This window comes from Parafrigoribacterium humi (assembly GCF_040227205.1).
In the GTDB taxonomy this organism is placed as follows: domain Bacteria; phylum Actinomycetota; class Actinomycetes; order Actinomycetales; family Microbacteriaceae; genus Parafrigoribacterium_A; species Parafrigoribacterium_A humi.
The window spans coordinates 1-26,063 of sequence record NZ_JBELOA010000001.1; the positions used below are offsets into that span (position 1 = coordinate 1).

At 66.2% G+C, this 26,063-nt stretch carries 21 protein-coding genes, 1 tRNA gene and 1 pseudogene; 11 read left to right on the forward strand and 12 right to left on the reverse strand.

Annotated features, from left to right (window positions below; all coding sequences use genetic code 11):
- Nucleotides 1–175: 175 nt before the first annotated feature.
- From ABUA28_RS00005 to ABUA28_RS00015, 3 genes are all read right to left on the reverse strand, one after another.
- Nucleotides 176–252 (reverse strand) — tRNA-Met (locus ABUA28_RS00005).
- 156 nt (nt 253–408) lie between these two features.
- A complete protein-coding gene (locus ABUA28_RS00010; protein WP_349901686.1) occupies nt 409–3,312 on the reverse strand; it encodes a UPF0182 family membrane protein in 2,904 nt (967 codons plus the stop codon).
- A gap of 102 nt (nt 3,313–3,414) precedes the next feature.
- Nucleotides 3,415–4,578 (reverse strand): YlbL family protein, encoded by a 1,164-nt coding sequence (locus tag ABUA28_RS00015; protein WP_349902678.1) that lies wholly within the window; start codon nt 4,576–4,578, stop codon nt 3,415–3,417.
- Nucleotides 4,579–4,660: 82 nt separating this feature from the next.
- Here ABUA28_RS00015 and ABUA28_RS00020 point away from each other — a divergent pair, with 82 nt between their 5' ends.
- Both ABUA28_RS00020 and ABUA28_RS00025 read left to right on the forward strand, forming a co-directional pair.
- Entirely contained in the window at nt 4,661–6,031 is a 1,371-nt protein-coding gene (locus ABUA28_RS00020) for a zinc-dependent metalloprotease (protein WP_349901687.1), read from the forward strand.
- A 218-nt stretch (nt 6,032–6,249) separates the two neighbouring features.
- A pseudogene (locus tag ABUA28_RS00025) lies at nt 6,250–6,870 on the forward strand (hypothetical protein); the annotation flags it as partial.
- Here the strand turns inward: ABUA28_RS00025 and ABUA28_RS00030 are convergent.
- Both ABUA28_RS00030 and nudC read right to left on the reverse strand, forming a co-directional pair.
- Nucleotides 6,842–8,605 carry an ATP-dependent helicase gene (locus tag ABUA28_RS00030; protein ID WP_349901688.1) on the reverse strand — a complete coding sequence of 588 codons (1,764 nt, stop codon included), beginning with the start codon at nt 8,603–8,605 and terminating at the stop codon, nt 6,842–6,844. The pseudogene ABUA28_RS00025 and the gene ABUA28_RS00030 overlap by 29 nt on opposite strands.
- Nucleotides 8,602–9,555 carry an NAD(+) diphosphatase gene (gene nudC / locus ABUA28_RS00035; protein ID WP_349901689.1) on the reverse strand — a complete coding sequence of 318 codons (954 nt, stop codon included), beginning with the start codon at nt 9,553–9,555 and terminating at the stop codon, nt 8,602–8,604. Before nudC ends, ABUA28_RS00030 begins: the two co-directional genes overlap by 4 nt.
- A 78-nt stretch (nt 9,556–9,633) precedes the next feature.
- Here nudC and ABUA28_RS00040 point away from each other — a divergent pair, with 78 nt between their 5' ends.
- A complete protein-coding gene (locus ABUA28_RS00040; RefSeq protein WP_349901690.1) occupies nt 9,634–10,632 on the forward strand; it encodes a phosphotransferase in 999 nt (332 codons plus the stop codon).
- A gap of 15 nt (nt 10,633–10,647) precedes the next feature.
- On the opposite strand, the gene ABUA28_RS00045 is transcribed toward ABUA28_RS00040, so the two are convergent.
- Both ABUA28_RS00045 and ABUA28_RS00050 read right to left on the reverse strand, forming a co-directional pair.
- The gene (locus tag ABUA28_RS00045) at nt 10,648–11,163 is read right to left on the reverse strand and encodes a hypothetical protein (RefSeq protein WP_349901691.1); all 516 of its coding nucleotides are present in this window, start codon (nt 11,161–11,163) and stop codon (nt 10,648–10,650) included.
- A gap of 2 nt (nt 11,164–11,165) precedes the next feature.
- A complete protein-coding gene (locus tag ABUA28_RS00050) occupies nt 11,166–11,396 on the reverse strand; it encodes a DUF2249 domain-containing protein (RefSeq protein ID WP_349901692.1) in 231 nt (76 codons plus the stop codon).
- A 92-nt stretch (nt 11,397–11,488) separates the two neighbouring features.
- On the opposite strand from ABUA28_RS00050, the gene ABUA28_RS00055 reads away from it, so the two are divergent.
- The gene (locus ABUA28_RS00055) at nt 11,489–11,914 is read left to right on the forward strand and encodes a GNAT family acetyltransferase (RefSeq protein WP_349901693.1); all 426 of its coding nucleotides are present in this window, start codon (nt 11,489–11,491) and stop codon (nt 11,912–11,914) included.
- A gap of 28 nt (nt 11,915–11,942) precedes the next feature.
- On the opposite strand, the gene ABUA28_RS00060 is transcribed toward ABUA28_RS00055, so the two are convergent.
- Nucleotides 11,943–12,494 carry a cysteine hydrolase family protein gene (locus ABUA28_RS00060; RefSeq protein ID WP_349901694.1) on the reverse strand — a complete coding sequence of 184 codons (552 nt, stop codon included), beginning with the start codon at nt 12,492–12,494 and terminating at the stop codon, nt 11,943–11,945.
- Nucleotides 12,495–12,787: 293 nt separating this feature from the next.
- On the opposite strand from ABUA28_RS00060, the gene ABUA28_RS00065 reads away from it, so the two are divergent.
- The 4 genes from ABUA28_RS00065 to ABUA28_RS00080 all read left to right on the forward strand — a co-directional run bounded on the left by ABUA28_RS00065 (nt 12,788) and on the right by ABUA28_RS00080 (nt 15,895).
- A complete protein-coding gene (locus tag ABUA28_RS00065) occupies nt 12,788–13,030 on the forward strand; it encodes a type II toxin -antitoxin system TacA 1-like antitoxin (protein WP_349901695.1) in 243 nt (80 codons plus the stop codon).
- Nucleotides 13,027–13,380, forward strand: coding sequence for a type II toxin-antitoxin system PemK/MazF family toxin (locus ABUA28_RS00070; protein WP_349901696.1), 354 nt, complete (start codon nt 13,027–13,029; stop codon nt 13,378–13,380). Before ABUA28_RS00065 ends, ABUA28_RS00070 begins: the two co-directional genes overlap by 4 nt.
- 342 nt (nt 13,381–13,722) lie before the next feature.
- Nucleotides 13,723–14,319, forward strand: coding sequence for a hypothetical protein (locus ABUA28_RS00075; protein WP_349901697.1), 597 nt, complete (start codon nt 13,723–13,725; stop codon nt 14,317–14,319).
- A gap of 715 nt (nt 14,320–15,034) precedes the next feature.
- Complete coding sequence (locus ABUA28_RS00080; protein ID WP_349901698.1) at nt 15,035–15,895, forward strand: LysR substrate-binding domain-containing protein; 861 nt, start codon at nt 15,035–15,037, stop codon at nt 15,893–15,895.
- Here ABUA28_RS00080 and ABUA28_RS00085 read toward each other — a convergent pair.
- Nucleotides 15,888–19,139 carry an ATP-dependent helicase gene (locus ABUA28_RS00085; protein WP_349901699.1) on the reverse strand — a complete coding sequence of 1,084 codons (3,252 nt, stop codon included), beginning with the start codon at nt 19,137–19,139 and terminating at the stop codon, nt 15,888–15,890. The two genes, ABUA28_RS00080 and ABUA28_RS00085, sit on opposite strands and share 8 nt — an antisense overlap.
- Nucleotides 19,132–22,278 (reverse strand): ATP-dependent helicase, encoded by a 3,147-nt coding sequence (locus ABUA28_RS00090; RefSeq protein ID WP_349901700.1) that lies wholly within the window; start codon nt 22,276–22,278, stop codon nt 19,132–19,134. Before ABUA28_RS00090 ends, ABUA28_RS00085 begins: the two co-directional genes overlap by 8 nt.
- A gap of 141 nt (nt 22,279–22,419) precedes the next feature.
- Between ABUA28_RS00090 and ABUA28_RS00095 the strand changes: the two genes are divergently transcribed.
- From ABUA28_RS00095 to ABUA28_RS00105, 3 genes are all read left to right on the forward strand, one after another.
- Nucleotides 22,420–22,644, forward strand: coding sequence for a DUF3107 domain-containing protein (locus tag ABUA28_RS00095; protein ID WP_349901701.1), 225 nt, complete (start codon nt 22,420–22,422; stop codon nt 22,642–22,644).
- 2 nt (nt 22,645–22,646) lie between these two features.
- Nucleotides 22,647–22,937 carry a hypothetical protein gene (locus ABUA28_RS00100; RefSeq protein ID WP_349901702.1) on the forward strand — a complete coding sequence of 97 codons (291 nt, stop codon included), beginning with the start codon at nt 22,647–22,649 and terminating at the stop codon, nt 22,935–22,937.
- A 115-nt stretch (nt 22,938–23,052) separates the two neighbouring features.
- Complete coding sequence (locus tag ABUA28_RS00105) at nt 23,053–23,739, forward strand: hypothetical protein (RefSeq protein WP_349901703.1); 687 nt, start codon at nt 23,053–23,055, stop codon at nt 23,737–23,739.
- Nucleotides 23,740–23,847: 108 nt separating this feature from the next.
- Here ABUA28_RS00105 and ABUA28_RS00110 read toward each other — a convergent pair whose 3' ends face one another.
- Both ABUA28_RS00110 and ABUA28_RS00115 read right to left on the reverse strand, forming a co-directional pair.
- Entirely contained in the window at nt 23,848–24,537 is a 690-nt protein-coding gene (locus ABUA28_RS00110) for a response regulator transcription factor (protein WP_349901704.1), read from the reverse strand.
- Nucleotides 24,534–25,943 carry a sensor histidine kinase gene (locus ABUA28_RS00115; RefSeq protein WP_349901705.1) on the reverse strand — a complete coding sequence of 470 codons (1,410 nt, stop codon included), beginning with the start codon at nt 25,941–25,943 and terminating at the stop codon, nt 24,534–24,536. Before ABUA28_RS00115 ends, ABUA28_RS00110 begins: the two co-directional genes overlap by 4 nt.
- Nucleotides 25,944–26,063 lie beyond the last annotated feature (120 nt).

The following is a 26,063-nucleotide window of genomic DNA, read 5'->3' on the forward strand; positions in this document are numbered from 1 at the left end:
CCGGCCTCAACGCCGAGGAAGGACTCTGGCACCGATCAGGCTGGGCAGGACGCGGATGACACACCCGACCCATCCACACGTTCTTGCCTATAAGCCCCGGATGTCTCGGAGCAGCTCCCTACACACAGAAGGTCCCGGAAACCCTAGGGGTTCCGGGACCTTTTGTGTTGCTGTCTGGTTGCGGGGGCTGGATTTGAACCAACGACCTCTGGGTTATGAGCCCAGCGAGCTACCGAACTGCTCCACCCCGCGGCACAAGCACTAACACTACCACAGCGGCACAGCACCGGATGCCTCGACCAAGGCTGCCGAGATCAGGGATCGTTGGCGATTTCCGCCCTAAATACCGGGTTTTAGGGCGGAAATCGCCAACAATCTCACGAGTGGAGGGCGGGAGGGCGGCGGAACTCAGCCCTCCAGCGCGAAGAGTGCCTTGAGCGCGGTCACGAGCTTCTCGTCTGCCGCGGCATACTTCGTCAGGTCGCCGGACTTCAGTGCCGCATCCCGATCGGTGAGCGCGGTCTGCACGTCGGCAAGAGCCGCCTTCACGGCAGCGCTCTCCTGCGGGGTGGTCGGCCCCGGCGTCGCCGGCGTCTCGGGTGACGGGGTCTCGGTGGACGGAGTGCTCTCGCTGCCGCTGTCGCCGGCCTGGGCGCCGGAGTCTCCGCCGAACAGGTCGTCGAGGGCCGCATCCAGGGTGTCCTCGAAGGCGATCTTGTCGCCGAACGACACGAGAACCTTCCTCAGGATCGGATACGTCGTCTCGGCCGTCGACTCGACGTAGAGCGGCTGCACATACAGGAGCCCGCCACCGACGGGCACCGTGAGCAGGTTTCCTCGCTTGACCTGTGTGTCACCCTTCTGCAGAAGCGAGATCTGGTTGGCGACCGCTGTGTCGGTGTTGAAGTTGTTCTGCACCTGGCCGGGCCCCGGCACGGTGTCCTGCTTGGGCAGCGTCAACAGGGTGAGCTTTCCGTAGTCGGGAGAGATCGTGCCCTTCGTGTCGCCCGCATCCGCGTTGGCCGCCAGGTATCCCGTGAGAATCGAACGGTCATCCGTGCTCGACTTCGGGATGTAGGTGGAGTAGATCGAGAACGCCGGCTTCTTTGCGCCAGGCATCTTCATCGTCAGGTAGTACGGCGGCTGAAGCGGGGCCGGCTTCGCCTTGGTCGGGTCGGGAGGACTGACCCAGGCGTCGCTCGACGAGTAGAAGGTGTCTGAGTCGGTCACGTGATACGTGCCGAGAATCGCGCGCTGCACCTTGAACAGGTCGGCCGGGTAGCGAACGTGGCTGAGCAGCTGTGAGCTCATGTCACTCATCGGCTTGACCGTGGACGGGAAGATCTTCTCCCAGGTCTTGAGGATCGGGTCCTTCGCGTCCCAGGCGTACAGCGTCACCTTGCCGCTGTATGCGTCGACCGTTGCCTTCACCGAGTTGCGGATGTAGTTGATCGTGTCGATCGGATAGTCGGGGGCCGGCTGGTAGGTGTCGGCAATCGCGCTCGAGAGCTGCTCCGTCTTGGAGTAGGGGTACTGCGCGCTCGTGGTGTAGCCGTCGACGATCCACTTCACGCGCCCATCGATAACAGCGGGGTATGCGTCGGAGTCGAGCGTGAGGTACGGCGCAACCTTGGCGACACGGGCCTTGGGATCACGCGTATAGAGGATCTGAGAATCCTTGTTCACGGCCTCGGACAGCAGAATCTGCTCCGACTGGAACTTGATGGCGTAGACGAGCTTCGTGAACACGTTGTCGAGCTTCGGTCCGCCGTTGCCATCGTAGGTCGTCGTCGCGTTCTTATTGGACTGCTTGTCGCCCGCCGGGTAGTCGAACTCGATCTTCGGTGCCCCCTTCGGAGCGCCCACGATCGAGTACCCCGGAGAGTTCTCACCGAAGTAGATGCGCGGTTCGAATTTGCCGAGCTTGCCCTTCACCGGGATGCCCGACTCGAGGAACACCGGGAAGCCCTCGCTGGAGCGCTGGTTTCCATAGGCGGCGACAACGCCATAACCGTGCGTGTAGACGACGGTGTTGTTGTACCAGCTGTTCGCGTCACCGAGCTGCTTCTGGTCGAGCTCGCGCACGGCGATCACGGTGTCCTGGGTCTTGCCGTCGATCGTGTAGCGATCGACGTCGAGGGAAGACGGGAACCGGTAGTACTGCTTGATCTGCTCGAGCTGGGCGAAGGTGTCCGAGACGAGAGCGGGGTCGAGGATGCGGATGTTGGCCGTTGTCTCTGCGTCGTTCCTCAGGGCGCCGGGTTCGGCATCCGAGGTCGCGGTGTACGGCTCCTCCTGCACGCCAGCGACACCGTAGGCGTCCCGCGTCGCCGCGATGTTTCGCTCGATGTACGGCTTCTCGAGGCTTCTCGCGCTCGGCTCCACCTGGAAGCGTTCGACGATCCACGGATATACGGCGCCGATCAGCAGTCCGCTCACGAGCAGCAGCGCCGTTCCGACGATCGGAAGTCGCCAGCGCCCGATGAACGCGGTGATGACGAAGAGCACGGCCACGACCGCGGCGATTCCGGCGAGGATCGCGCGGCCGGGGATGACAGCGAAGACGTCGGTGTACGAGGCACCGGTGATGAGGTCGGTGCTTGTCTGCGACGCGAGGGTCGCGTACTGGTCGAGCCAGATGCTCACGGCCTGCAGCGCGAGGTAGACGGCACCGATCGTCGCCAACTGGATGCGCGCGGAGCGTGAGATGCGCAGCTCGCGACCGTTGAGCCTGATCGCCCCGTACAGGTAGCTCGTGGCGAGAGTCGCGATCGCGGAGAGGAGCACGACAGCGGAGGCGAACGCCGCGACCGAGCGGAAGAACGGCAGGTCAAAGAGGTAGAACGAGATGTCGAGGTGGAATTGGGGGTCGGTCTTGCCGACGGGCGTTGCGTTGAGCCACTGCAGGGCGAGTTGCCATCTCGAAGAGGATGCAGCGCCGGCGAACAGGCCGAGAATGACCGGGATGCCGTACATTGCGAGGCGGCGCAGCGGCTCGATGACCTGCTGGTAGCGGTCGAGCTGTGAGTTGAGCTTCGCGTAGACGGGCCGCCAGCGGAACGCGACCTCGATCGACGCCCACACCGGAATCGCCATGCCGAAGAACCCGATGAGGAACATCACGCTTCCGGCGATCCACTGCGTCGTGAGCACCCCGCGATAGCCGAGCTGGCTGAACCACAGCCAGTCCGTGTACAGGCTCGCGAAGATGAAGAATGCAATCACCAGCACGGCGATGATGGCGATGGAGATGAGAACGGTCGCCCTCGAGCGCGATCGTGGCTGTCGCTCGTCTGTGGCTGTAGAAGTCAAAAGACTGCTCCCGGATCGAGATGTCGTGGCGTGCCAAAAGGACAGCCCTGCGGTCCATCCTAGGCCAGCGCAAGCTGGGAGGACCCGCCGTGAGGCCCGCTGCTAACCCGCTGAGCAGGTCCTGAGAGAGGCCGTGCTCTCGCCGGTGCTGACCGCCTTGAGCACGGCGAGCGAATCGCTGAGGGTCTTGACGGCGAAGACCTTCAGACCGGAGGGAACGTGCCCGACCACCTCGTTGCAGTCGCCGGCGGGTGCGAGGAAGATCGTCGCTCCGGCGCGCTGCGCTCCGTACATCTTCTGCCGGATGCCGCCGATCGGTCCGACGGTTCCCTGGGCGTCGATCGTGCCGGTGCCCGCAACGCGCGCGCCGCCCGTGAGTGACCCCGGCGTGAGCTTGTCGATGATCCCCAGCGCAAACATCTGGCCAGCAGACGGGCCACCGACGTTCTCGAGCTGGATCTTCACGTCGAAGGGGTAGTCGTAGCTCACCGCCGCGTAGATCCCGATGACCGGCGTCGGCTTCGCGCCGGAGCTGAGGCTGGGAATGACCGTCTCCGTGAGAGTCGCCGTGCCGCGGAGGATGGTCATGGCCAGAGGGGAACCGGCTCCTCCCGCCGCGATCGCCTCGCGCAGGCCGTTCACGGAGTCGATCGGCGTGCCCGCGACGCTCACGATCCTGTCTCCGTCTTTCAGGATGCCCTTCGACGGCGACTCCGCGGAGAGGCCGGCGACGGTGACGACGGACGGGACCCTGTGACCGAGCTCGCGCAGGGCGGCGGCCATGGCATCCTTCTGCGAGTTCTGCATGTCGACCGTGCCCTGCTTGACGGAGTCCCGCACGGAATATCCGGGTGGATAGACCGCATCGACCGGCAGTACCGCCTGGCTCGGGTCGAGCCACGCACTGGCGACATCGAGCCAGTTGGGCAGATTCGTCGGATCGCCGAGCATGCTCACGGTCAGCATGTCGAGGGATCCGGTGGCCGGCCAGGTCTTCTGGCCGGGGATCTCGATCATGGGAACCGTGCCGTCGCCGATCTTCACCGTGCCGAGGGTGTCGAACACCGGGCCGGGTCGCTCGATCACATAGGGCGACGGGAGCATGGCGAAGATCACGGTGCCGACCAGTGCGACGATGAGCAGGACCCACCCGAGACGCCGGGTGCGCGACGTGCCGCCATTGCCCGCGGACACGGCCGTCAGGCCTCCGGCGAAGAGCGTCACCGCGGTCCTTTCATTCTCGTCAGGGGTGGTGTCAAGCGGCATGTTCGCCACAGGCGCACAGTAGAGCGTCAAGCCTAGGTCAATTCACACCATCGGCGAGCGCACGGCGACTAGCGTAGTTTTCATGCCTGACACTCCGTCCGACGATTCGGAAGACGAGTTCCGAGACATGCTGCGCGACTTCCTCGCGGGCAACTCGGATATCGACGCGAGCAAGCTGGCGAATGCCGCCGGCCTGCCGAACGATCCCGCCCTGCTGCGGCAGCTCATGGGGCAGCTGCAGAACGCGCTCAACAGCAGCGACGACGGCATCAACTGGGGCCTCGCAGAAGAGCAGGCCAAGAGCATCGCGGCGAGCGACAGCAAGAAGACCACTCCGGCCGAGACGGAGGCACTCGAGCAGTCCTTCGTGGTCGCGGAACTGTGGCTGAGCGAGTCGACCACGATCTCCGGGCTCACCGTCACTCCCAAGCTCATCAGCCGGGTCGAATGGATCAAGGCGACCATGCCGGTCTGGATCCAGCTCGCAGAGCCGGTCGCCACGAGCATCGCCAATTCGCTCACGACCGTGCTGCGCGAGCAGGCGCCCGAAGAGATGTCGAACATGATCGAGAGCGCGAGCAGGATCATGCGCAATGTCGGCGGAACACTCTTCGCCATGCAGCTCGGCCAGGTGGTCGGGCAGCTCGCGGGTGAGGTCGTCTCCGGAGGAGACATCGGCATCCCCCTGCTCGGCACGATCGGCGGTGCGGAGCAGCAGGCGGCCATCCTGCCGCAGAACCTCGCGGCGTTCGGTGAGGGCCTCGACATCGACGACGAACAGATTCGCCTGTATCTGGCCGTGCGGGAGCTCGCCCACGCGAGGCTGTTCCGGCACGCGAAATGGCTGCGTCTGCAGCTCATGACGTCCATCACCGAGTTCGCCCAGGACATCCATATCGACACGGGCGCTCTCGAGGAGCTCACCGTGGACTTCAACCCGTCTGACCCCGAAGAACTCCGCAACGCCCTGGCCAGCGGAGCGCTCATCCCACCGAAGTCTCCGGCGCAGCTGGCCGCCCTGGCCCGGATGGAGACCATGCTCGCCCTCATCGAGGGCTGGGTCGACGTTGTGACGGCCGAGGCGACCAAGCGACTGCCCAAGTCAACGGCCATCGCCGAGACCGTTCGCCGCCGTCGCGCAGCAGGGGGACCCGCGGAGTCCGCGTTCTCGACACTCGTCGGTCTCGAGCTGCGGCCTCGCAGGCTGCGCGAAGCCGCTGCGCTGTGGCAGAGACTGACGGATGAGCTGGGCGCCGACCGCCGTGACGAGCTGTGGTCGCACCCCGACCTCGTTCCGACCTCCGAGGACATCGACGATCCTTCCCCCCTCGTGGCACGGCTGCTCGACCCGAATTCGACGGACGCGGATCCCGTGGACCAGGCCATCGAAGACCTGCTCAACGATGTGAGCGACGACCGCCCGCACGAGGACGGCAGCGGCTCGGCCGAATAGCTCGCGCCTGTGGAGTACTCGCGCGCGGTGTCTGCCGCCTGCGGCATCATCGTGGCGTGGTACTGAAACTCGACCCCCGCTATCGCCTCCTCTGGCGCTCCCCCACGAGCCTGCAGTTCGGTCTCGATGACCCACCGGTCGCGCTGTCCGAGCTGAGCGAGGCGGACGACCGGATGCTCGCGCAGCTGATCCGGGGCATCAGTCGCTCCGGCCTCAGCATGGTCGCGGAGGATGCGGGCGTCGGCGAGGCGGAGGTGACCCGGCTGCTCGATGCCGTCTACCCCATCCTCTGTGCGGACACAGAAGCGTCCGCTCCCGACCGGCATGTCGCGCTCACCGGCGCGGGTCGAACCGCCGACGACATCGCGGCAATCCTCGACGCCAGCGGCATCACGGTGCACAGAACCGACCACGAGGACGCCGAGACCCCAGGCCATATCGACCTTGCCATCATCGTGGCGCAGTTCGTGATCGACCCCGAGTTGCACGGGGCCTGGCTGCGCCGTGACGTGCCGCACCTCGCCGTGGTCTACGGCGATGCCTCCGTGCGCGTCGGCCCGGTCGTCGAGCCGGGCGGCACCGCCTGCCTGTACTGCGTCGAGCGCCACACGACGGATGCCGACCCGGCCTGGCCCGCCATCGAATCCCAGCTCTGGGGTGCTCGCAGCCCGTGCGAGTCCGCGCTCGTCACGAGTGAGGTGGTCGCGCTCGTCACCCGGTACGCGGTGTCGAGGCTCGGCGGCCACCCGCTGGACCAGTCGCCGCTGGCGCCCGCGACATCCCTGCGGCTCGACGTCGAGACCGGGCGGATCACCGCGCGGGTGTGGACTCCGCACCCCGAGTGCGCCTGTCTGCGTCTGCCCGGGAACCCAGCTCGGCCAGAAAGCGACTCGGCAGACGCTCGCCGCGCTGGGCGCCGCTCGCCCCGTGCTGCGCCCACGAGAGGTGCAGGCGCGCTCGCGCCCGCGTGATGCCCACGTAGAGCAGCCGGCGTTCCTCGTCGATCGCCTCCGGCGTCTTCGCGTAGCTCACCGGCACGAGGCCGTCGCTCACGCCGACGAGATAGACCGTGTTCCACTCGAGCCCCTTGGCCGAATGCAGGGTCGCGAGCGTCACGGCGGCGAGGGTCGGTTCGTGCTGGCTGGCCGAGCGCTCGGTGAGCTCATCGACGAACTCTCGCAGGGTCGTCTCCGGCGCGGAGGCCTCGGCGAGTCCTATCAGGGCATTGAGCGACTCCCAGCGATCCCGCACGGCACCGCGGGCCTCCGGAGGCTGTTGGGTCCAGCCGAGGGATCGCAGCACGTCACTCACGGTCTTGAACAGCGGCTCGATCGCGGGAACGATGAGCGCTCCCCTGAGCATCATGATCGCCTGCTTGATCTCCTGCAGTTCGAAGAATCTCGTCGCGCCGCGCAGCTGGTACGGCACCCCCGCGTCGGAGAGCGCAGCCTCGAGCGCCGCGGCCTGGCCGTTCAGGCGATACAGGATGGCGACATCCTGCGCTCTCGTGCCGGCCGCGAGCTGTTCGGCGATGCTGTTCGCCACTCCCCTGGCCTCCATCGAGTCGCTGCTGTAGCGATCGACCGTGGGCCGAACCGACCTCGCCACGTCGTGCTGGGCGGATGCCGCGTGCAGTTGCAGCGCACCAGGCCGGCCCCGCATGAGCTGGTTCGCCGTCTCGACGATCGCGGGCGTCGAGCGGTAATTGCGTTCGAGACGCACGACGGTGGCGTCGCGGTAGCGCGTGGGGAATCCAAGCAGCGGGTCGGAGGATGCACCCGCGAAGGAGTAGATGGTCTGGCTGACGTCCCCGACGACGCAGAGGTCGCGGCGGTCGCCGAGCCAGAGCTCCAGCAGCGCCTGTTGGAGGGGCGAGACGTCCTGGTATTCGTCGACCACGAAGAAGCGATACTGCTCCCGCACCTGCTGGGCCACTCGCGGCTCCGACTCGATCATGCCCGCGGTCGCGAGGAGGACATCCTCGAAGTCGAGCTGGCGGCGCTCGTCCTTGAGTGCCTCGTACGCCCGGTGCAGCGCGACGGCCTTGTCGACATCGACGGAGGCGGGGAGCACGCGCTCGGTCGCCCTCGCCGCATACTGCTCGATCGTGAGCCGAGACACCTTGCGCCACTCGATCTCGGCCGCGAGGTCGCGCAGCGCAGCCGTGTCGAGCTTGAGCCTGAGCGTCTCGGATGCGTGGCCGAGCAGGCGTCCCTTGCTCTCGAGGATGCGCGGCATGGTCCCGCCGATGGTCTGCGGCCAGAAGTACCCGAGCTGCGAGAGCGCGGAGGCGTGGAAGGTTCGCGCGGCGATCCCGGATGCCCCGAGCTGCCGCAGGCGCGCACGGAGCTCAGCCGCGGCGCGGGCAGTGAAGGTGAGCGCCATGACCCTGCCCGGCGCATACGCACCGGTGACGACACCGTAGGCGATGCGGTGGGTGATTGCCCTGGTCTTGCCCGTGCCCGCTCCTGCGAGCAGGCACACGGGCCCGGTCAGCGTCTCGGCCGCGACGCGCTGCTCCTCGTCCAGGCCGGCGAGGAGTTCGTCCGCCGTGATCGACGAAGGCGTCGTCACCAGGCGCGCCCGTCGTCGATCGGGCCGCCGTACCAGTCCTCGATGATGTACCTCGCGATGGAGGTTCTTCCGGGCAGGATCACCTCGTCGAGCGATGCCATGAGCTCCTCGCGACTGAACCAGCGTAGCTCGATGATCTCGTCGCCATCCGGCTCGAGCGACCAGTTCTGGGCGGGGTCCGCGACCGCACGGAAGCCGAGCATGAGCGAGGCGGGGAACGGCCACGGCTGCGACCCGACATAGCTGGGGTTGATCACGCGGATGCCGGACTCCTCGTACACCTCGCGTATCACCGCGGCCTCGAGCGACTCCCCCGGCTCGACGAAGCCTGCGAGGAGGGAGAAGCGATTCTCCTCCCAGAGGGCGTTGGAGCCGAGCAGGAGCCGGTCGTGCGCGTCCGTGATGCCGACGATGATTGCCGCATCGGTGCGGGGGAAGTTCTCCTGGCCGGGCGCATCCGTCGATGCGGGGCTGCGGCGCACCCATCCGCCCTGCTCGGATGCCGTGGGCTCCCCCGTGCGCGGAGAGAACGCGTGCGTAGAGTGCCAGTTCGCCATCGCGAGCGCCTCGGTGAACAGGCCGGCGTCGCGCCTGCTGAGCGTGGAGCCGATGCTGCGGAGCTCCGCCCACGAGGCCGGATCGAGCGCCAGCTGCGCGGCCACCTCATCCGAGACGACCGCGGCGACGATCGGGGTTCCCACCGGTTCTGCCGCGGCGGGATCGGTCGACCTCCCGAGATAGATGCGCAGGATCGCGAGCGGAACACGCTCGCTCGGAAGCAGCTCGAGCGAGTCCCCGTCGACGAGGGCTTTCCTGTTCCAGAGCACGAGCACGCGACTCGACGGGTCTTCCGCGAGCTCGGCGAAGAGGTCGGGGCGCCTGCGCGTCAGGTAGTCCCGGTCATGAGCTGAGCGCGACAGTGGCAGATCCTGGGGGGACGAACCGGGCATCGAGGACCAATCATCGAAGGGGGTGGCAACAGCGTGGCGTTGGCACCGACCGGCGATGCGCAACCTACCCTGTGAGGTATGGCCAGATCTCATCTCACTCTAGCCGCGTTGGCGACCACGGCCGCTCCGGGCCTCAATGCCGTGGCCTCAGCCTCCTTCGGCTCAGCATCACAGGGCGACTTCGACTCCGCGCTCATCACCGGCGATGACGGCCGCCACTGGATCATCCGGGTGCCGCGCTCCGAGGCCGCGGAGGCCGAGCAGTCCGCCGACCTCGTCGCGCTGCAGGCACTGAGCACCGGCGTGCGCTCCCGCCTGCCCTTCACCGTCTCGAGTTTCGCCGGGCAGATCCCCCTCGACGGCACGCGCGCCGTCGTCTACGAGTTCGTCTACGGATCCAAGCTCGGCCTCGGCCAGCTGCAGGGGCGCACCGGTCTCGCGGCGTCGATCGGGCGCGCGATTGCCGCGGTGCACGCCCTCCCCACGAGCTTTGTTGCGGATGCCGGACTCCCCGTGCTCGCACCGGTCGAGATCCTGCGCGCCACGATGTCGATCATGGATCGCGCGGCCGCCACCTCGCTCGTGCCTGCCGCGCTCATCGGACGCTGGGAGCGCGCGACCGAGGACTCCGCACTCTGGCAGTTCGCGCCGACCGTGATCAACGGAACGCTCACCGCAGACTCGTTCCTGAGCGCGGGCGAGGATGTCACGGGCGTGCTCGGCTGGAGCGGCCTCAGCGTCGGCGACCCCGCGCGCGACCTGCACTGGCTGCTCGGTGCGCGCAGCGACGAGACCGCAGACGCGGCCATCAACGCCTACATCACCACGCGCGGCACGAGCGACCGCCAACTCATGCAGCGTGCGAGACTCTACCGCGAACTCGAGATCGCCCAGTGGCTGCTGCACGGCACGCGCGAGCGCAGCACAGAGATCGTGGACGACGCCGTCTCGATGCTGCACGGACTCGTCGAGCGCGTCCATGACGACGAAGACAGCTCTCTCAACCACAACACCATGCCGGTGCTGGACGTGGCACAGGTCGAGGACATGCTCGACCACCAGCAGCGCAGCTTCTGAACCAGCGCGCCTGGTCTAGGGCATCGCCACGGCGACGACGAAGATGGCGAGGCTCAGCAGCCCGATTCCGGTGCGCAGCACGCGCGCCGCGACGGCCTTACTCGCGATGGGGGCAGGCGTCGCGGGTGGTGTCTCGACTGGGGCCTCGCCCGCGGCCTTGCTTGCGGAATGCGCCTGCGCGGCGGCCTTGCGCATCCGGGTCAGCTGGCGCGCCTGGCGTACGGCCAGGGCCGTGTCGATGACGAGCGCAACCGCGAGCACAATTATCGCGAGCGAGTAGCCATCCCACGGGCGAAACGCGAGGAGCACCGCTCCGGGGATGACGACCACGATGAAGGCGATCGCGGCCACCCTGAGGTAGCTGCGACCGAGGCCGCGAAAGAGAGCGATTCTCTCGTGGGTGCCGAGAGACTTCTTGCTCGTGGCGCTCACGATGGTGATGGCGATGAAGCCGCCCATCCACACTCCCGCTCCGAGAATGAGCAGGCCAAGAAGAACTCGCTCGAGAGCGAATGGAAGAACCAGTCCCACGCTCAGGGCTTGCCGATCTCCACGCGCCAGTCGACCGGGCCCTCCTCGATAGACTTCCAGACGTACTTCCCCTTGTACTCCGCCTCGAACTGGTAGTAGAGCGGGATCGGATCGTGGTCATTGAGGAGGATGTAGCTCTCGCCGGGCTTCAGCGCGTGATAGTGCTCGAAGATCAGCTCATGGCGCCTCTGCGGAATCTCGGAACGAACATCCAGGATCGGGGTCTCGGCCATTTCAGGTCCTCTCGAGTATTTTCAAGGAAGAAAGCTATTTATAAACATCGTATCGCTCGAACTACCCGCGAACGCGCTCTGACAGCTCTGACATGCTGGATGCCATGCGCATTCGGGATCTGAGTTCAGCTGACGTTTCCGCAGCGGTCGCCCTGTGGCACGACGCCGGCCTCACCCGGCCGTGGAATCCTCCAGCACTCGATTTGCAACGCGCCCTGGACGGACCCGCGTCAACGGTTCTCGGTGCGTTCGCCGACGGCCGACTCGTGGGAACGGTCATGGTAGGCCACGACGGACATCGCGGCTGGATCTACTACCTCGCCGTCAACGAGACCCACCGCGGCGCGGGACTCGGGCGGCAGCTGATGGCTGCGGCCGAGACGTGGCTGCGCGAACACGAAGTGGTGAAAGTCCAGCTCATGGTTCGCGCCGAAAACACTGCGGTACTGGCGTTCTACGATCACCTCGGTTACGAGGACTCCACCGTGCTGGTGCGATCGAAGTGGCTAAACCAATAGTCCACGTCGGCTTTTCGTCCTAGGTTCCTCACGCGAACTCGACATCCGCGGTGGGCACGACCTTGCCGGTTCGGCCCGGGGCCGCCTGGAAACTCCAGTAGAGGTTGGTGTGTGCAATCACCTGCGCGGGCGGCGGCGCGCCCCACTCGGTGAGGTCTTCTGTGGTGTGCGCGTCAGAGACCAACGTCGCGTCGTAACCGCGGATGAAACCACCGTGGAGGGTGGAACGCACGCACGCGTCGGTTTGCGCACCGACAACGACGAGGTGACCGATACCGGCCTCGGCGAGCACCTGGTCCAGCTCTGTCGCCTCGAACGAGTCGCCATATTCTTTGCGGATCACGGCCTCACCGCTGTCTGGAGTGAGCTCGGGAACGATCTGCCAGACATCGCTGTCGATGGGCAGCTCGTCAGAGGAATGCTGCACCCACACGACAGGCTTAGTCTCGGCGCGGGCACGGTCAACCAGGGCTGCGATCTTGACGATCACAGCGTCGCGTTGATACGCGGTGGCCATGACGCCGTTCTGGACATCTATCACGAGAAGCGCGGTACCAGGGCGGTCAACGGGGCGGGTCATTTCATCCTCCAAGAACAGACGAGCGAGGCTGCGCCCACGCTACTCCCCGCATCCGACACGCTGGGTGCTACCGCGCGGCTGTTGGTTCTGCCAGCGGCAGATCTGACCGTCGCGCTGCTCGAATGACGTTGACTCGGGTGGCACCGCGGTACGCGACGGCAAGGTCAACGACGGCAGGGTAAACAACGGCGGAGTCGGGTCGAGCGGATATGGCCACGCGCAGGAGGGGTCGCGCTTTCGCTCACAATTTGAACATCCGATGCGTGTCACTATCCCGTGTTACACTTGTGTGTATGGCTGAGACCTTGACGATTCGACTGGATCCTGCCGATCGAGCGATGCTCGAAGAGGCAGCTCGGGAACAGGGGAAAGGCTTGAGCGCATTCGTCCGGGAGACGGCCGAGGCCAAAGCGCGGCAGATTCGTCGTGAAATGATCCGGGCCAATGGGGAGCGAGTGGTCGTCTATCTTGCCGAGCATTCCGATGCCCGCCGAGAGCTTGACGAGCTCGGTGCACCGCCCAGCGAGCTGCTGTGAGTCGGCTAGAGGCCGGCAGTATCGTCGTGGTCGACTGGCGTGATGGTGTCTTGCCTCGTGAGCCCAGCAAGTTGCGTCCCGCAGTGGTCGTCGAGGACCACGAGCTGTTCCCCGATGAGTATCCCAATATGCTCGTCGTCCCGTTAACCCACGACGAAGGGTTGGCACATCGATCGTTCGCTGAACAGATCGAACCGACAGCCGAAAACGGGGCTGAGGCGACCTGCTGGGCCTTGGCCCACCACATCACCAGCGTGTCACCACGACGTGTTACCCGCACCGACTCGCGCATCACTCCCACCCAGTTGGCAAGCGTCCGAGAACGAGTCACTCTCGCAATCGGTGGCTGAGGTGCGATGAAAAGCAACTGTTGAACAGCGCGGGTCTCAGAAGAATCAATGACATTGTCGTCCAGCTTGACACCGAACCGAAGAGCCTCCTTCAGGCCGTAAGCACAGCGCGCGATCTGCTTCTGAGCGCCATCCAGGCTAAATGTCGCCTATCCGCAGAACTTTTCGACGCACCTGGATGAGGAAGGTCCCGTTCCGACGCAGAATAACTTACGATACTTCTTCAAATCATGGAAAACAAGTCCTCACTTTTGCCGACTTATTTTCTCTCACCTTCGCGGTATACCTGATGCGTGTGAGTCGACCTTCGGCCCCTCAGTAATTTGATTAGAAGGTCATCTTGTGAGAAAAGGAATTAGCGTTGCGGCAGCAATATTGCTCGCCTCAACAGTGGCGGTATTCAGTGTCGTCCCCGCGAACGCAGCGACTCCGAACGCCACGCTATCGGCAGCCGCATTACCAACGGCAACTTCCATAACCGCTGCGGACGAGAGTGTCTTCATTGCCAGCCTCGAAGCCTCGGCAATCCCCCGGACGACAGTCGCAACTTCCGTTGCAACGGAGGAGACATTCACCTATACATCACCGGAGGGGAAGAAACTTGGCATCACCGTGGTCACCCCAAACTCCATCCCCTCGGCACCAGGAATGGTGAACCCAAACTTCAGCGTTGGCTGGAACGGAAACGGCCCCTATGTTCTCTTCAATCAGTTTGACCAGGACGCGATCATCAGTGGTGCGACTCTATTGCTCGGTCTTTACATTTGCGCCGGCGCACCCGAGGCGTGCCCGGTCGTCACTGTTGTCCTCGCCGCTGCAACCCTTTACTTGAGTTACAACGGTAAGTGCTCTCACAACCGACAACTGTACGTCCCACTTTTTCCAGCTGAGGCGGGATGGCTGCCCTACAACATAGAACGATTGGTTCGTTGCGTGTAGGGTCTGGCCATGATTAAAGCGCGGCGGTCTCGTGGCCCTAGCCGACGCAACAGGCTCCTTCGGAAGATGTTGCCGATCTACTTGACTGCCGCGCTCCTTCTAACAATATTGCTCGTGTTGCGATTCACAGTGCTTGCGTCATACGCGGTGTCACACCCGTGGGTGCAGAACGGATACGGGCTTGTGCTTGCAGGAGTGATCCTCGCATCAGGTATTGGCTACACGATTGTGGCCCGGTACGAGAAGAACCATTGAACTTCCCGCAAGGAAGCTATTTCTTAAACAGGGCATCTTCCCGAAGTTTGAATACACGCCGACGTGCCAGAAATCTCTACCGCGTCGCACCCGGATCGCTGCCCATTGGTGACGATCCTTCCACGTCAGTGTCGCGGTGGGTGGGTAAATGAGACGAAGCAGTTGAGATCAGCAGTGAACTGAAAGTGTCATCTCAACGAGACGCTGCGATGCTGGCAGTGAGACTCGCAGCCAGTGATCCCGGATCATCGCAGCCGAGAGTCAATTGGTCGTAGTCCGCGTCTTGCACGACATTGGGCGCACCTTCTCGTCGCTTGCATCTACAGCCTGCGCTCCGCATGATCCACCATTTCCGAACGCTACCTTGTAGCTCAGAACTGCGCCCAGCTCGAACATTCCATCATTGGCGATTAGCCTGAAGCGCAGATACTTCTATTCAGCCTTCGAATGAGAGGTGCGGATGTTCGACCCGATTCTGCTCAAAACCTTCGTCACGCTCGCGGAGACGCTGAGCTTCACCGGCGCGGGCGCGCGACTCGGGCTCAGCCAGCCGACCGTGAGCCAGCACATCCGCAAACTCGAGGTCGCCGCGGGCCGCAACCTCGTCGTTCGAGACACGCGCGAGGTGCGCCTGACCGACAACGGGGACGCGTTGCTCGGCTTCGCGCGCACGATCCTGGCCGCGCACGACCAGGCCGCGAGCTACTTCACCGGGTCGGCCATGCGCGGACGTCTGCGGTTTGGCTCGGCCGACGACCTCGCCCTCACCCAGCTGCCGCAGATCCTGCGGGACTTCCGGCAGCTCTATCCGCACATCAATCTTGAACTCACCGTCGGCCAAAGCGGCTTCCTCACCCGGCGACTGCTCGCCGGGCAGCTCGATCTCGTGTTCATCAAGGAGGAAGCGGGCACCGACGGCGGCAGGCTCGTGCGCCGCGATCGGCTGGTCTGGGTGGGCCATAAGAGCCTCCAGCTCGACCTCGATGCGCCCGTGCCGCTCGTCACTTACCCCGCGCCGAGCCTCACGCGCACCCTCGCCATCCGCGCGCTGGAGGAGGGTGGCCGCACCTGGCGGATCACCTGCAACGTGCGCGAGGTCAACGGTGTGCTCGCCGCGGTGCGCGCCGGAATCGGCGTTGCCCCGTTCCCACAGAGCCTGATCCCACCCGACCTCGCGCAGCTGCCCGTGATGTTCGAACTGCCGCCCCTCGGCAATGTCGACTTCACGCTGCTGTCGAACCCGGTGTCTGCACGAGAGCCGATCGAGGCGCTCGGGGCCGCGATCATCGCCCGCCAGAACGTGGTGGCGAAGGTCAGTTAGCAGTGATCTCGCGCCAGGCCGCGACGAGTTCGTCCCGGGAGTAGATGCGCTCTGGGCGGATGATCGTGTCGTCGCTCACGTAGTAGAACACGGCGTCGATCTGCTCCGGATCGACGCCCTTCCACTCGGCGAAGGCCTGCCGGTAGAGCGCGAGCTGGAACTGCTTCGCCTCCAGGTCGTCCGCGTCTCTCGGGGCCTTGCCGGTCTTCCAGTCGACGATGCGATAGCGGCCGTCGACGAGGAAGACCGCGTCCAGCTTGCAGACGATGACCCGGTCATCCAGCACCAGGTGGATCTCGATCTCGACCTCCGCGGGCTTGAGCGACGCGAACTCCGAGCGCTCGAAGGTCTCGCGCAGCGTCGCGAGCTGCTCCGCATCGACGGGAGCGTCGCTCGCCCCGAGCAGGTCATCGAGCTCGATGTCGAGGGCGTCGATCGTCTCGGTGGAGCCAGCGGCACCATAGCGCTGCTCGACCCAGCTGTGGAACAGGGTGCCGAGCCGCGTGGCGCGGTAGGGCTTCTCCGGCATGGGCCTGCGCAGCGATGCGGCGACTGCCCCCGGATCCGTGACGAAGTCCTTGAAACGGGATGCGGGTACCCGACTCGGAAGCGGAATCAGCCCGCTCGCCTCGAGCTTGGCCCTGCGCTCCTTCAACAGCAGCCGCAACTCGTCCGACCACCGGCTGGCGTCCGTGACGCCGACCGTCTTCTCCTGCATGGCCGCGCGCACCAGTTCGGCCGCATTCTCCACGGCGGCCCGACGGTCGCCGAGGGGATCGCGCGGCCAGGAGAAGAGCCTGACCTCGTCGCCGAGCGGATTGTCTTCGTGTTCGCTGGTTTCGGGTAGCGCGCCGATGACTCCCGCCTCGGCCAGTTCGGCGAGGAAGGGGCTGGGCTGTCGCGACGTCGTCTGGGTCGCCCAGAACGACCCGCTCATCAGGAGCGAGTGGCGAGCCCTCGTGACGGCGACATAGGCGAGCCGGCGTTCCTCGCGTTCGTGGCGCGCCTTCACCTCGTCCTTGAACCGCTTCTGCTCGTCCAGAAGCTCTTTACGGGTGCCCGCCGATCGCCAGTCGAACACGGGCAGTTCCGCAGCATCTCCGCGGAACTCGTATGGCAGGCTGCCGAACGACAGCCACCCGTTGAATCCCTCGCTTGGCGCGCCGGGCAGCTCCTTCTCCACGAACCGTGGCACGACGACGTGATCCCACTCGAGGCCCTTGGCGCCGTGGATGGTGAGCAGCTGCACCGTGCCGGGTTCGGGATCCTCGGGCCTGGGCGCGAGACCGTCGCGCCACTCGGCCTCGCGCAGCCAGCCGAGGAACCCGCCGAGGCTCGCAGAGTCGTCGACCACGAGGTAGCTGCTGAGCGCGTCGAAGAACGCCTCCATGTTCGCGGTTCCGCCGGTGCGGGTCTCGTTGGCCGCGACCTCGATGTCGAGCATGAGCTCCTGTTGCACGAGGGTGACGAAGTCGAGCAGGTCGAGGCCGAGCCTCGAGCGGAGTTTCGCGAAGGTCGCTGCGGCATCGCGCAGCCGCGCGAGGCCCGTCTCACTGAATGCGGCGAGTGCGCTGTGCCCGTCGCGGGCGGTGGCGAGGAAGTCGAGGGCGTCGACGACCGAGCCGCCCTCCCCCTCGGCAACCGAAGCGCGCATCCGTTCTCTCACCTCGTCGGAGAGGCGCTGCTGCGACAGGTCGCGATCGCGCAGCCAGGAGGCGAGGCGGCTGAGCGCGTGCAGGTCGCGCACCCCGAGACGCCAGCGGGAGCCGGCGAGGAGTCGCACGAGCTCCGAGCCCGCGGTTGGATCATTGACGACGGCGAGCGCGCTGACGAGGTCAGCGATCTCGGGCTCGGCCATGAGGCCACCGATGCCGAGCACGTGATATGGCACGTCGAACTCGCGCAGCGCCTCGATGAACGCGGGCTGGGTCTTGCGGGCACGGAACAGCATCGCCGCGGTGGGCTGCTCGTTGGTTCTCGGGACGTCGAGTCGCTGCTTCAGCCACAGCGCCGCGGCACGCGCCTCCTCGGGCAGCGTCTCTTCGTACACCACGTCGACGCGGCGATCCGTGGCCGTTGGCGCCGCCCGCAATCTTTCGACGCCCACCCGCGTCACGGCCGCGAGCGGCTGAACCAGCGCGTTCGCGACGGCGAGGATGTCGTGGCCGTTGCGCCAGCTCGTCGCGAGGGTAAACTGCTGCACCTCATCGGCTGGGTCACCGACAGTCGGGACTGCAGTGAACTGGCCCGCACTGAACTGACGTGCGAAGGCCTCGAGGTTCGCGGCACTGGCCCCGCGCCATCCGTAGATCGACTGGTTGGGGTCGCCGACGGCCATCACAGGATGCCCGGCGAACAGCTCAGAGAGAAGCCAGGTCTGAACGACGCTCGTGTCCTGGTACTCGTCGAGCAGCACCACCCTGAAGCGGTCACGGTACTCGTCTGCGACCGTCGGCATGGTGCGCACGATCTCGAGCGCGAGGGCGACCTGGTCGGAGTACTCGATGAATCCGCGACGACGCTTCGCGTCGGCGAAGGCTTGAGCGAGATCGAGCAGCACGGGAAGGGAGCCCACGGTGCCGGCGAGCGAGACGGCGTCTGCGAACTCTCCCCTGCCGCCCGCGGGCAGATCGGCGAGCGCGGCGAAGCGCTCCGCCATCGTGTGCACCTCGGCGGCATCCACGACATTCTCGCTGAGCGCGTGGCTGAGCGCGATCACGGCCCGCGTCACGGCGTCGACGTTGCGCTCGAGACCGGGCAGCCGATCGTCGTTCGCGTGTACCACGATCGATCGGGCGAGCTGCCAGGCGGACGCCTCGCCGAGCACCGCGCCGTCGCTCTCCCGCCCGAGCAGGATCGCGTTGTCGCGATAGATCGTGTTGGAGAAGGAGTTGTAGGTGGCGACGACGGGCGGATCGAACTCGTCGTACTCGCCGGGCATGAGGCCGGCCTCGTGCAGCTGTCCCATGCGTTCGCGGATGCGCGCGGAGAGCTCCCCGGCGGCCTTGCGCGTGAAGGTGAGGCCGAGAATCTCGCCCGCACTCACCGTGCCGTTGGCGAGCAGCCAGAGGACGCGGTTCGCCATCGTCTCCGTCTTGCCGCTCCCGGCTCCGGCGATGACGAGAGCGGGTGCGAGTGGTGACTCGATGACGGCACACTGTTCTGCCGTGGGGCGGGGCCTGTGGATGGCATCCGCGATGTCGTGCGCGCTCACACTCGGAGAGGTAGGGGTGGCGTCAGTCACTGCTCACCGCCCTCACCCGGTGCAGCCGTCTGCTGGCCACATCGAAGGAGCTCCACCGATCGAGGTCGATCTCGCCATCGAACGCGGCCTGCGCCATTCCGATGGCCGCCTGCCGAATCCGCTCGCGAAATCCCTCGAGCTGGTCCTCGTCGAGCGGTGCCTGGATGCCCTCCCGATACAGCTTGGAGCGCAGACCCTTCTTCACGTAAAGCAGCTTCGCGCCCCCGCCGTGATGCTCGCCGAGCCCGTCGAGCAGTTCGTCGAGCAGGCCCTCTGCGTAGGCGAGCTGGTAGACGCCGAGCTGTGCATTGTCGTCGATCGTCTTCTGAGTCGTGATCGGGGTGCCGGTCTTGAGGTCGACGATGACGACCGCACCATCGACGTTCCGTTCGATCCTGTCGATCGAGCCGTTGACGGTGGCCCGTCCGAGTTCCAGTTCGAAGCGTCGCTCGGCGGCGATGAGCTGCTTGTCATCCCTGACAAAGTCCGCGAGATACTCCGCGACGCCACCCGCGAGGATGCGCGCCGCCCGCTTCTGCTGCTCCTCGAGCCACGACGACTCGAACACGAGCTCTCTCCAGCGGCTCTCGATCGAGTTCCAGATCGCGTCCACCGCCGGATCCGTCGCCGTCTCCATCGCCCAGTGCACGATCGTACCGAGCCCCATGGCGGTCGACGACTGGGTGCCGGAGACGGAGTCGATGAACCAGTCGAGCGCCGATTGCTCGAAGGCCTCGAGCTTCGACGGAGAGACGCGCACCCGCTCGTCCTCGAGGAACAGCGGCTCGGTGGTCGAGGGCTCGAGCAGTCCGTGCCACTGTGCGGGATCCGCACCGGGCACCTTCTCCTGAGCGAGTGTGGCGAGAGCGGATGCAGCGGCCCTGCGATCCTCCGCGCTGGCTTTCGACTGCGTGAGCTCCCTGCGCAGCCTGCCGGTGAGTTCGCGCAGAGACAGCGGATGCAGCTTCGCCACGTTGACCGGCTCGGCTTCCGGGGCGAGCGCGAACAACACGCTCGCCATCTCGTCTTCGTTGGCGACGGCCGCGAGGATGACCTGCCTGCGAGCGCGCGAGACCGCGAGCGCGAACATTCGCAGTTCGTCATCCCGCACCTGCCGTCTCTCGTCGATCTCCACCCCGCCGAGGCCGCCCATCACCCGCACGAGCTGCTGCGGATAGAGCAGGGAGCCGCGCAGGCGAAGGTTCGGCCACACGCCCTCCTGCAGCGCGGCAACCACGACGACGTCGAACTCGAGGCCGATGGTGCCCGCCGGGGTCGCGACGAGCACGGTGTCGGCCTGCGACTGCGGCGAGAGGGTGTCTTCGGGCACCTCCGCGTCGAGCACCTGGTCGAGGAACACCGTGGCGGCCGTGCCGGGCTGACGCTCGACGAACCGCTTCGCCGCGGTGAACAGGGCGACGACGCCGTCGAGGTTGCGGTTCGCCTCGGCAGCGGTGATGCCCGCACTGAGCGCCTGGTCGCGCCACGATCCCGCGAGTCCGCTGCGTTCCCAGGCGAGCCAGAGCAGTTCCTCGATCGTGCCGCCCGCCTCGAACGCGGCGGCGACGGCGGCGAGCGTTGCGGACATCCGCTCGGCGTTGCGGCCGACGCGGGCATCGATCGTGGCGAAGCGGCCGGGGGCGGAGAGCGCCTCGACGAGCAGCTCGTCGCTGGCGCGGTTGCCGCCGCCCGCGATCTCCTCCGCCCGCAGGGCGAGTCGAACGCGGCGCAGGGCGAGTCGGTCGAGTCCGCCGAATGGCCCGAGCAGCAGTTCGCTCGCGATCTCGGGGGTGAGCGGCGCGCGGCCGATGGCCACGTCGATCACGGTGAGGAGCCCCCTGGCCGCGTGGTCGTCGCGTAGGGCGCTGCCGCCCACCGCGGTGCGAGTCGGAACCTCGGCGAGCGCGAGCGCCCGAGCGATCACCGGGACCTGCGCCCCGCTGCGGGCGACGACGACCATGTCACTCCAGTCGAGGCCACGCACGAGGTGCCATTCACGAAGCTGGTGCGCGATGGCGAGCCATTCGCGGGCGGGAGTCGCAGCCTGGATGGAGCGGATGGCGGCACCCTCGTCGGGCTCCGCACCCGCGGCCACCACCGCGCGATGGCCGACGACGCCCGCGGTGCCGATGCGCTCGGTGATCCGCCCGGTGAACTCGGTGAGTACGGTGCCGGAGCGATAGTTGTGGTGCAGGGTGAGGGGGACGAGCGCGGGAACTCCGAGCACGCTGCCGAGCCGGCCGAGGGCATCCGGTTCTCCGCCGCGGAACGCGTTGGCCGCGACATCCGGATCGCCGAAGCCGACGATCGCGATGCCACGGGCGGCGAGCGCGCGCAGCAGCAGCATGGTGGAGCGCGGTGCCTCCTGCAGGTCATCCACCACCACGAGACGCAGTCGCCCGACGGTGGCACCCGGGTCGTTCCCGGCCAGCGCTGTGACGGCGAACTGCACGAGCTCCGCGGAGTCGAGCTGGTGCGGACGAGAGCTGCTGATCACCGCGAGATACTCCGCGATGAAGTCCGCCGAGGCGACCCACTCCGGCCTGCCGTGTTCGATGCCGAGCGCGCGCAGTTGCGGGGGTGTCACGCCGAACTCCGTCGCGCGGGCCATGAGTTCACGGAGCTCCGTGCGAAAACCGCGCAGTCTCCGCACCTCTGGGGAGAGATGCTCCGGCCACTCCGGCCCCGTACCGTCTTCGAGCTGGCCGGCGAGCAACTGACTGAGGTCGCTGTCCTGCTCGCCGCCCGTGACCAGCTGTGGGGATTCCGTGCCCGCGATCCTCGCCGCGTGGCCGACGATGTCGAAGGCGAGCGAGTTCACCGTGCGCGCGAGCGGGCCGTTGGTGGGCAGGCCGAGCCGGAGCGCGAGGCGATCGCGCAGCCGGGTTGCGGTGCCCCGGGAGGAGGTGAGCACGAGCAGTTGCTCCGGCGCGAAACCGGCACGCTCCACCCGGTCGGCCACGAACTCGGCGAGGGTCGTGGTCTTGCCCGTGCCCGGTGCCCCGAGAACGACGGCGGAGGCGTCATCCGCCAGCTCAAGTACGGCGCGCTGGGCGTCGTCGAGCACGACTGGCGCCTCGCGGCCGTCACCACCAGGGGCCTCGTACGCGTCGCTGCGCAGGAACCCGGATGCCGTCATGCGTCAAAGCTATCGGCTGCCCCCGACAGTGCGGGCTGCCACGGGCCCGCGAGCGCCATAATCCACGGGGGAGCCGTCGCGCGTGACCGCTGACAGCGAACGCGCCAGAACTCGCACTCGGCTTTGTCGTAATCTGGGCACGTGGACATTCGCATTGGCATCATCAACAGCCCCCGTGAGATCAGCTTCGAGTCGGCGCAGGCCGCCAGCGAGATCGAGAAGGTCGTCTCAGACGCCCTCGAGTCCTCCGCGAAGTTCTTCAAGCTGACCGACGACAAGGGCAGCGTGTATCTCGTCCCGCTCGAGTCCTTCGGCTACATCGAGATCGGTTCTGAGGCCACCAGGCGCGTCGGCTTCGTCGCCTGAGCATGGAACTCCTGTTCGTCACCCTCGGCGGGGTCGTGATCGCGGGCGGACTGCGGTACGTCCTCCCGCGCAGGCACAGCTACGGCGTGCTCCTTCTGCCCGCTCTCGGCGGTGCAGTTGCGGCAATCGCGTGGGCGGCGCTCACCTGGCTCGGGTGGAAGTTCGACGGCGGATGGATCTGGGTCGTGAGTCTCGTGCTTCCCGCCGTCGTCGCGATCGCCGTCACGCTGGTTCTCGGCAGGCGACGCACGGCATCTGACGAGCGGATGCTCGAGTCCCTCAGCAAGGCATGAGCGGCCTCTCGCGTCAATAAGAACTCTCTCATTCTGTTCTCGATTCCTCCTCATTCTGCTGGTGCACTATAGAGCCAGCGGCAATTTGGGGAAACGCAAAACGGGGAGCAAGAAAATGGGGATCAGCTCGAGAGTAGCTGTCGCGGGGGCGGCAGGACTCTTCGGGCTCGTCATCGCCGCTGGAGGGGCAATTGCCGCCAGCGGCGCGACTCTGGTGGCGGATGCCCCCGGTACCGTGCTTCGGGTGCAGGGTATCGGGGAAGCACCCGCTACAGAGATCGGCAAGACCGCTCGCCTCAACCTTCTTGCTCTCGCTGCGAAGGACGGCTCAATCGAGACCGTGCTCCCCGCCGCAGCGATCAGCCTGCGTACTGCCCCCGCTGACAGCACCGACCAGACGTCGGATACCGTGCCGAACACGGGCGACCCCACGCGGAACACCGGCACGCACGTACCGGGAACCGGCAACGGTGGAATCGCGGGCAACGGCAACACGAGCAATGGCAAGGGCAACGCTGGTATATCCGGAAACGGAAATACCGACAACGGCCACGGCAGCCAGGGCCTCCGGGGCAACAGCGCGAACCCGGGCGAGCCGGGTGACGACAAACCCGGCCGAGGCGACCAGGAAGAAATGCCCAGTCCCCGGAGCGTCAATGTCGGCGGCCAGAATGTCGGCGGCCAGAACGTCGGCAGCCAGAACGTCGGCAGCCAGAACGCCAGCGATTCAGGAAATGCCCACGGCAACCCAGGCCAGCCCGGCCCGGCTAAGGATCACCCCACCAAAGGCCCACGGCAGTAGCCCTCACCAGACTCTGCGCGCACATCGTGCGAGCAGCTACGGTCTGGGACTCCTATTCGGGTTAGGAGTCCCAGACAAAATCCTCCGGCGAGTACCGGGCTGCCGAGATCAGGCCTGAATGGAGCGCTGTGCTACCGGCCGACTCCTCAACCGATATCCGGCTCCGCGAACGTTCTCGATCCGATCCGCCCCGATCTTGCCGCGCAGGTAGCGCACGTACACCTCGACGACATTGGATGCCGGGTCGAAGTCGAATCCCCACACGCGGCTGAGCAGTTGCTCGCGACTGAGCACCTGCTCGGGATGCCGCAGAAACTCCTCCGCGAGCGCGAACTCTCGCGCGGAGAGATCGTGCTGCTCTCCATTCACGCTGATCCTTCGCGTTCTCACGTCGAGCTCGAGCCCGAGCGCCTGAACGGTGCCAGCCGCCTCGGGCTGCTGGCTTCGCAGCCTCAGACGGATTCGCGCGAGCAGTTCGTCGAATCCGAACGGCTTGGCCAGGTAGTCGCTTGCGCCGCCCTCGAGCCCGCGCACGGCGTCCGCGGTCGAATCGCGCGCGGTCAGCATGATGACGACGATGGAATCACCGCCCACCCGCAGTGCTTCGAGCACCTCGAACCCGTCGAGGGTCGGCAGCCCGACGTCCAGGATCATCAGATCGTACGCGCCCGATCGGGCCTCGGCCAGTGCCTCGCCACCGTCAGCGACGACGTGCGCGAGGTACCCGGCCGCCTTCAGTCCGCGCTCAACGAACGCGGAGATCCGCGTCTCGTCCTCGGCGATCAGGATCCTGGTCATTGTCCACCCCTCACCGTTCGCACCCGCGCGGGCCGGTCGGGCACCGACGGCCTGTTCATCGGAACCCGGATGGTGAAGGTAGAGCCTCTGCCCACATCGCTCGAGAGCAGCACAGTTCCACCGTGGGCTTCGGCGATTGCCATCACGATTGCCAGCCCAAGCCCGGACCCGGACGCGCCGCGATTCGTCTCGAGCCGACCGAAGCGCTCGAAGACGCGCGCGTGCGCGCGAGGCGGGATGCCGGGGCCACTGTCGCGCACCCACAGGTACAGCCACTCCACGCCGCCATCGGGCCCGATGTCACTTCCGACCGAGATCGGGGTGTCCTTCGTCGCATACTTCGCCGCGTTGTCTGCCAGCTGCAGCCACGCCTGGGTCAGCCGCCGCACGTCGATCATCGCTGTGCCGCTCGAACCGACCATGACCGGCCAGGCCCGCGCGGGATCCAGCGCGCGCACCTTGATTGCGACCGCAGCCGTGAAATCGCCCACGTCCACTGGTGCCAGTTCGACGAAATCCGGCGTCCGGGATTCTGCGAGGAGCGAGAGCTCTGACACCATCGAGCTCATTCGACCGAGCTCGTCCAGCGCGACGGAGCGAACCGCGTCGACATCCGCGCTGTCTGAGGAGTCGAGCAGCTCAAGGTTGCCTCGGACGATCGTGATGGGAGTCTTCAGTTCGTGTCGCACGTCATCGATCAGGCGCCGCTGGCTCGCGAAAGAGTCTTCGAGCCGCTCGAACATGCCGTTGATCGTGACGGTGAGCTCGGAGATGTCGTCATTGCCGGTGACCGGGATGCGCGCGGAGAGGTCTGTTGCCGAGTTCGCGGCGGCAGCATCGCGCAGAAGCCGGATCGGTCGCAGCAGGCGGCCAGCCACGAACCAGGCAACGAGTCCGATGAGAACGATGGCAAGAAGTCCGACGATGAGGAAGCCCTGGAACGACTGCGCGACATCCGACAGCACGATATCCAGGTTGACCGCAGCGATGTAGAGACCGGGCTGGTCATCCCCGCGCACGTTCACCGGGATGATCACGTAGCGCAGCGTACCGATGGTGCTCTTGGCCGTGCCGCGAACGACGCTGGTCGTGCTCGCCTCGACCACGATCCGTTTCACGAGTTCCGGGTCATCCTGGATCTGGAACGCCCGCTTCGACGACGGGGTGAAGGCCGGCGCATAGTTGACAAGCCCGAGCACCGCCTGGTTCTCCGGAGGCACCAGTCGCTCCATTGCCGTGCGAAGCACGTCGCTCACCGACGAACCAGACGAATCTGCGCCTTTTGTGACTGCCTTCAGTGCAGCAACGGTGTTTGACAGCTGGGTGTCGACGGTGGCAAGCGCGCGCTGTCGCTGCACGAGGTACGAGGCGGCGCCGGTGCCCGCGAGGCCAACCGCGGAGACCACGAGAATCGTGATGAGGATACGTACCCTGACCGAAATCGATCGGCTTCCAGGCCGAGCGACTGGCTCGGTCCGGGGTGCCTCCTGTATTCCGGTCATCCTTGATTATTACCCGTTTCACCG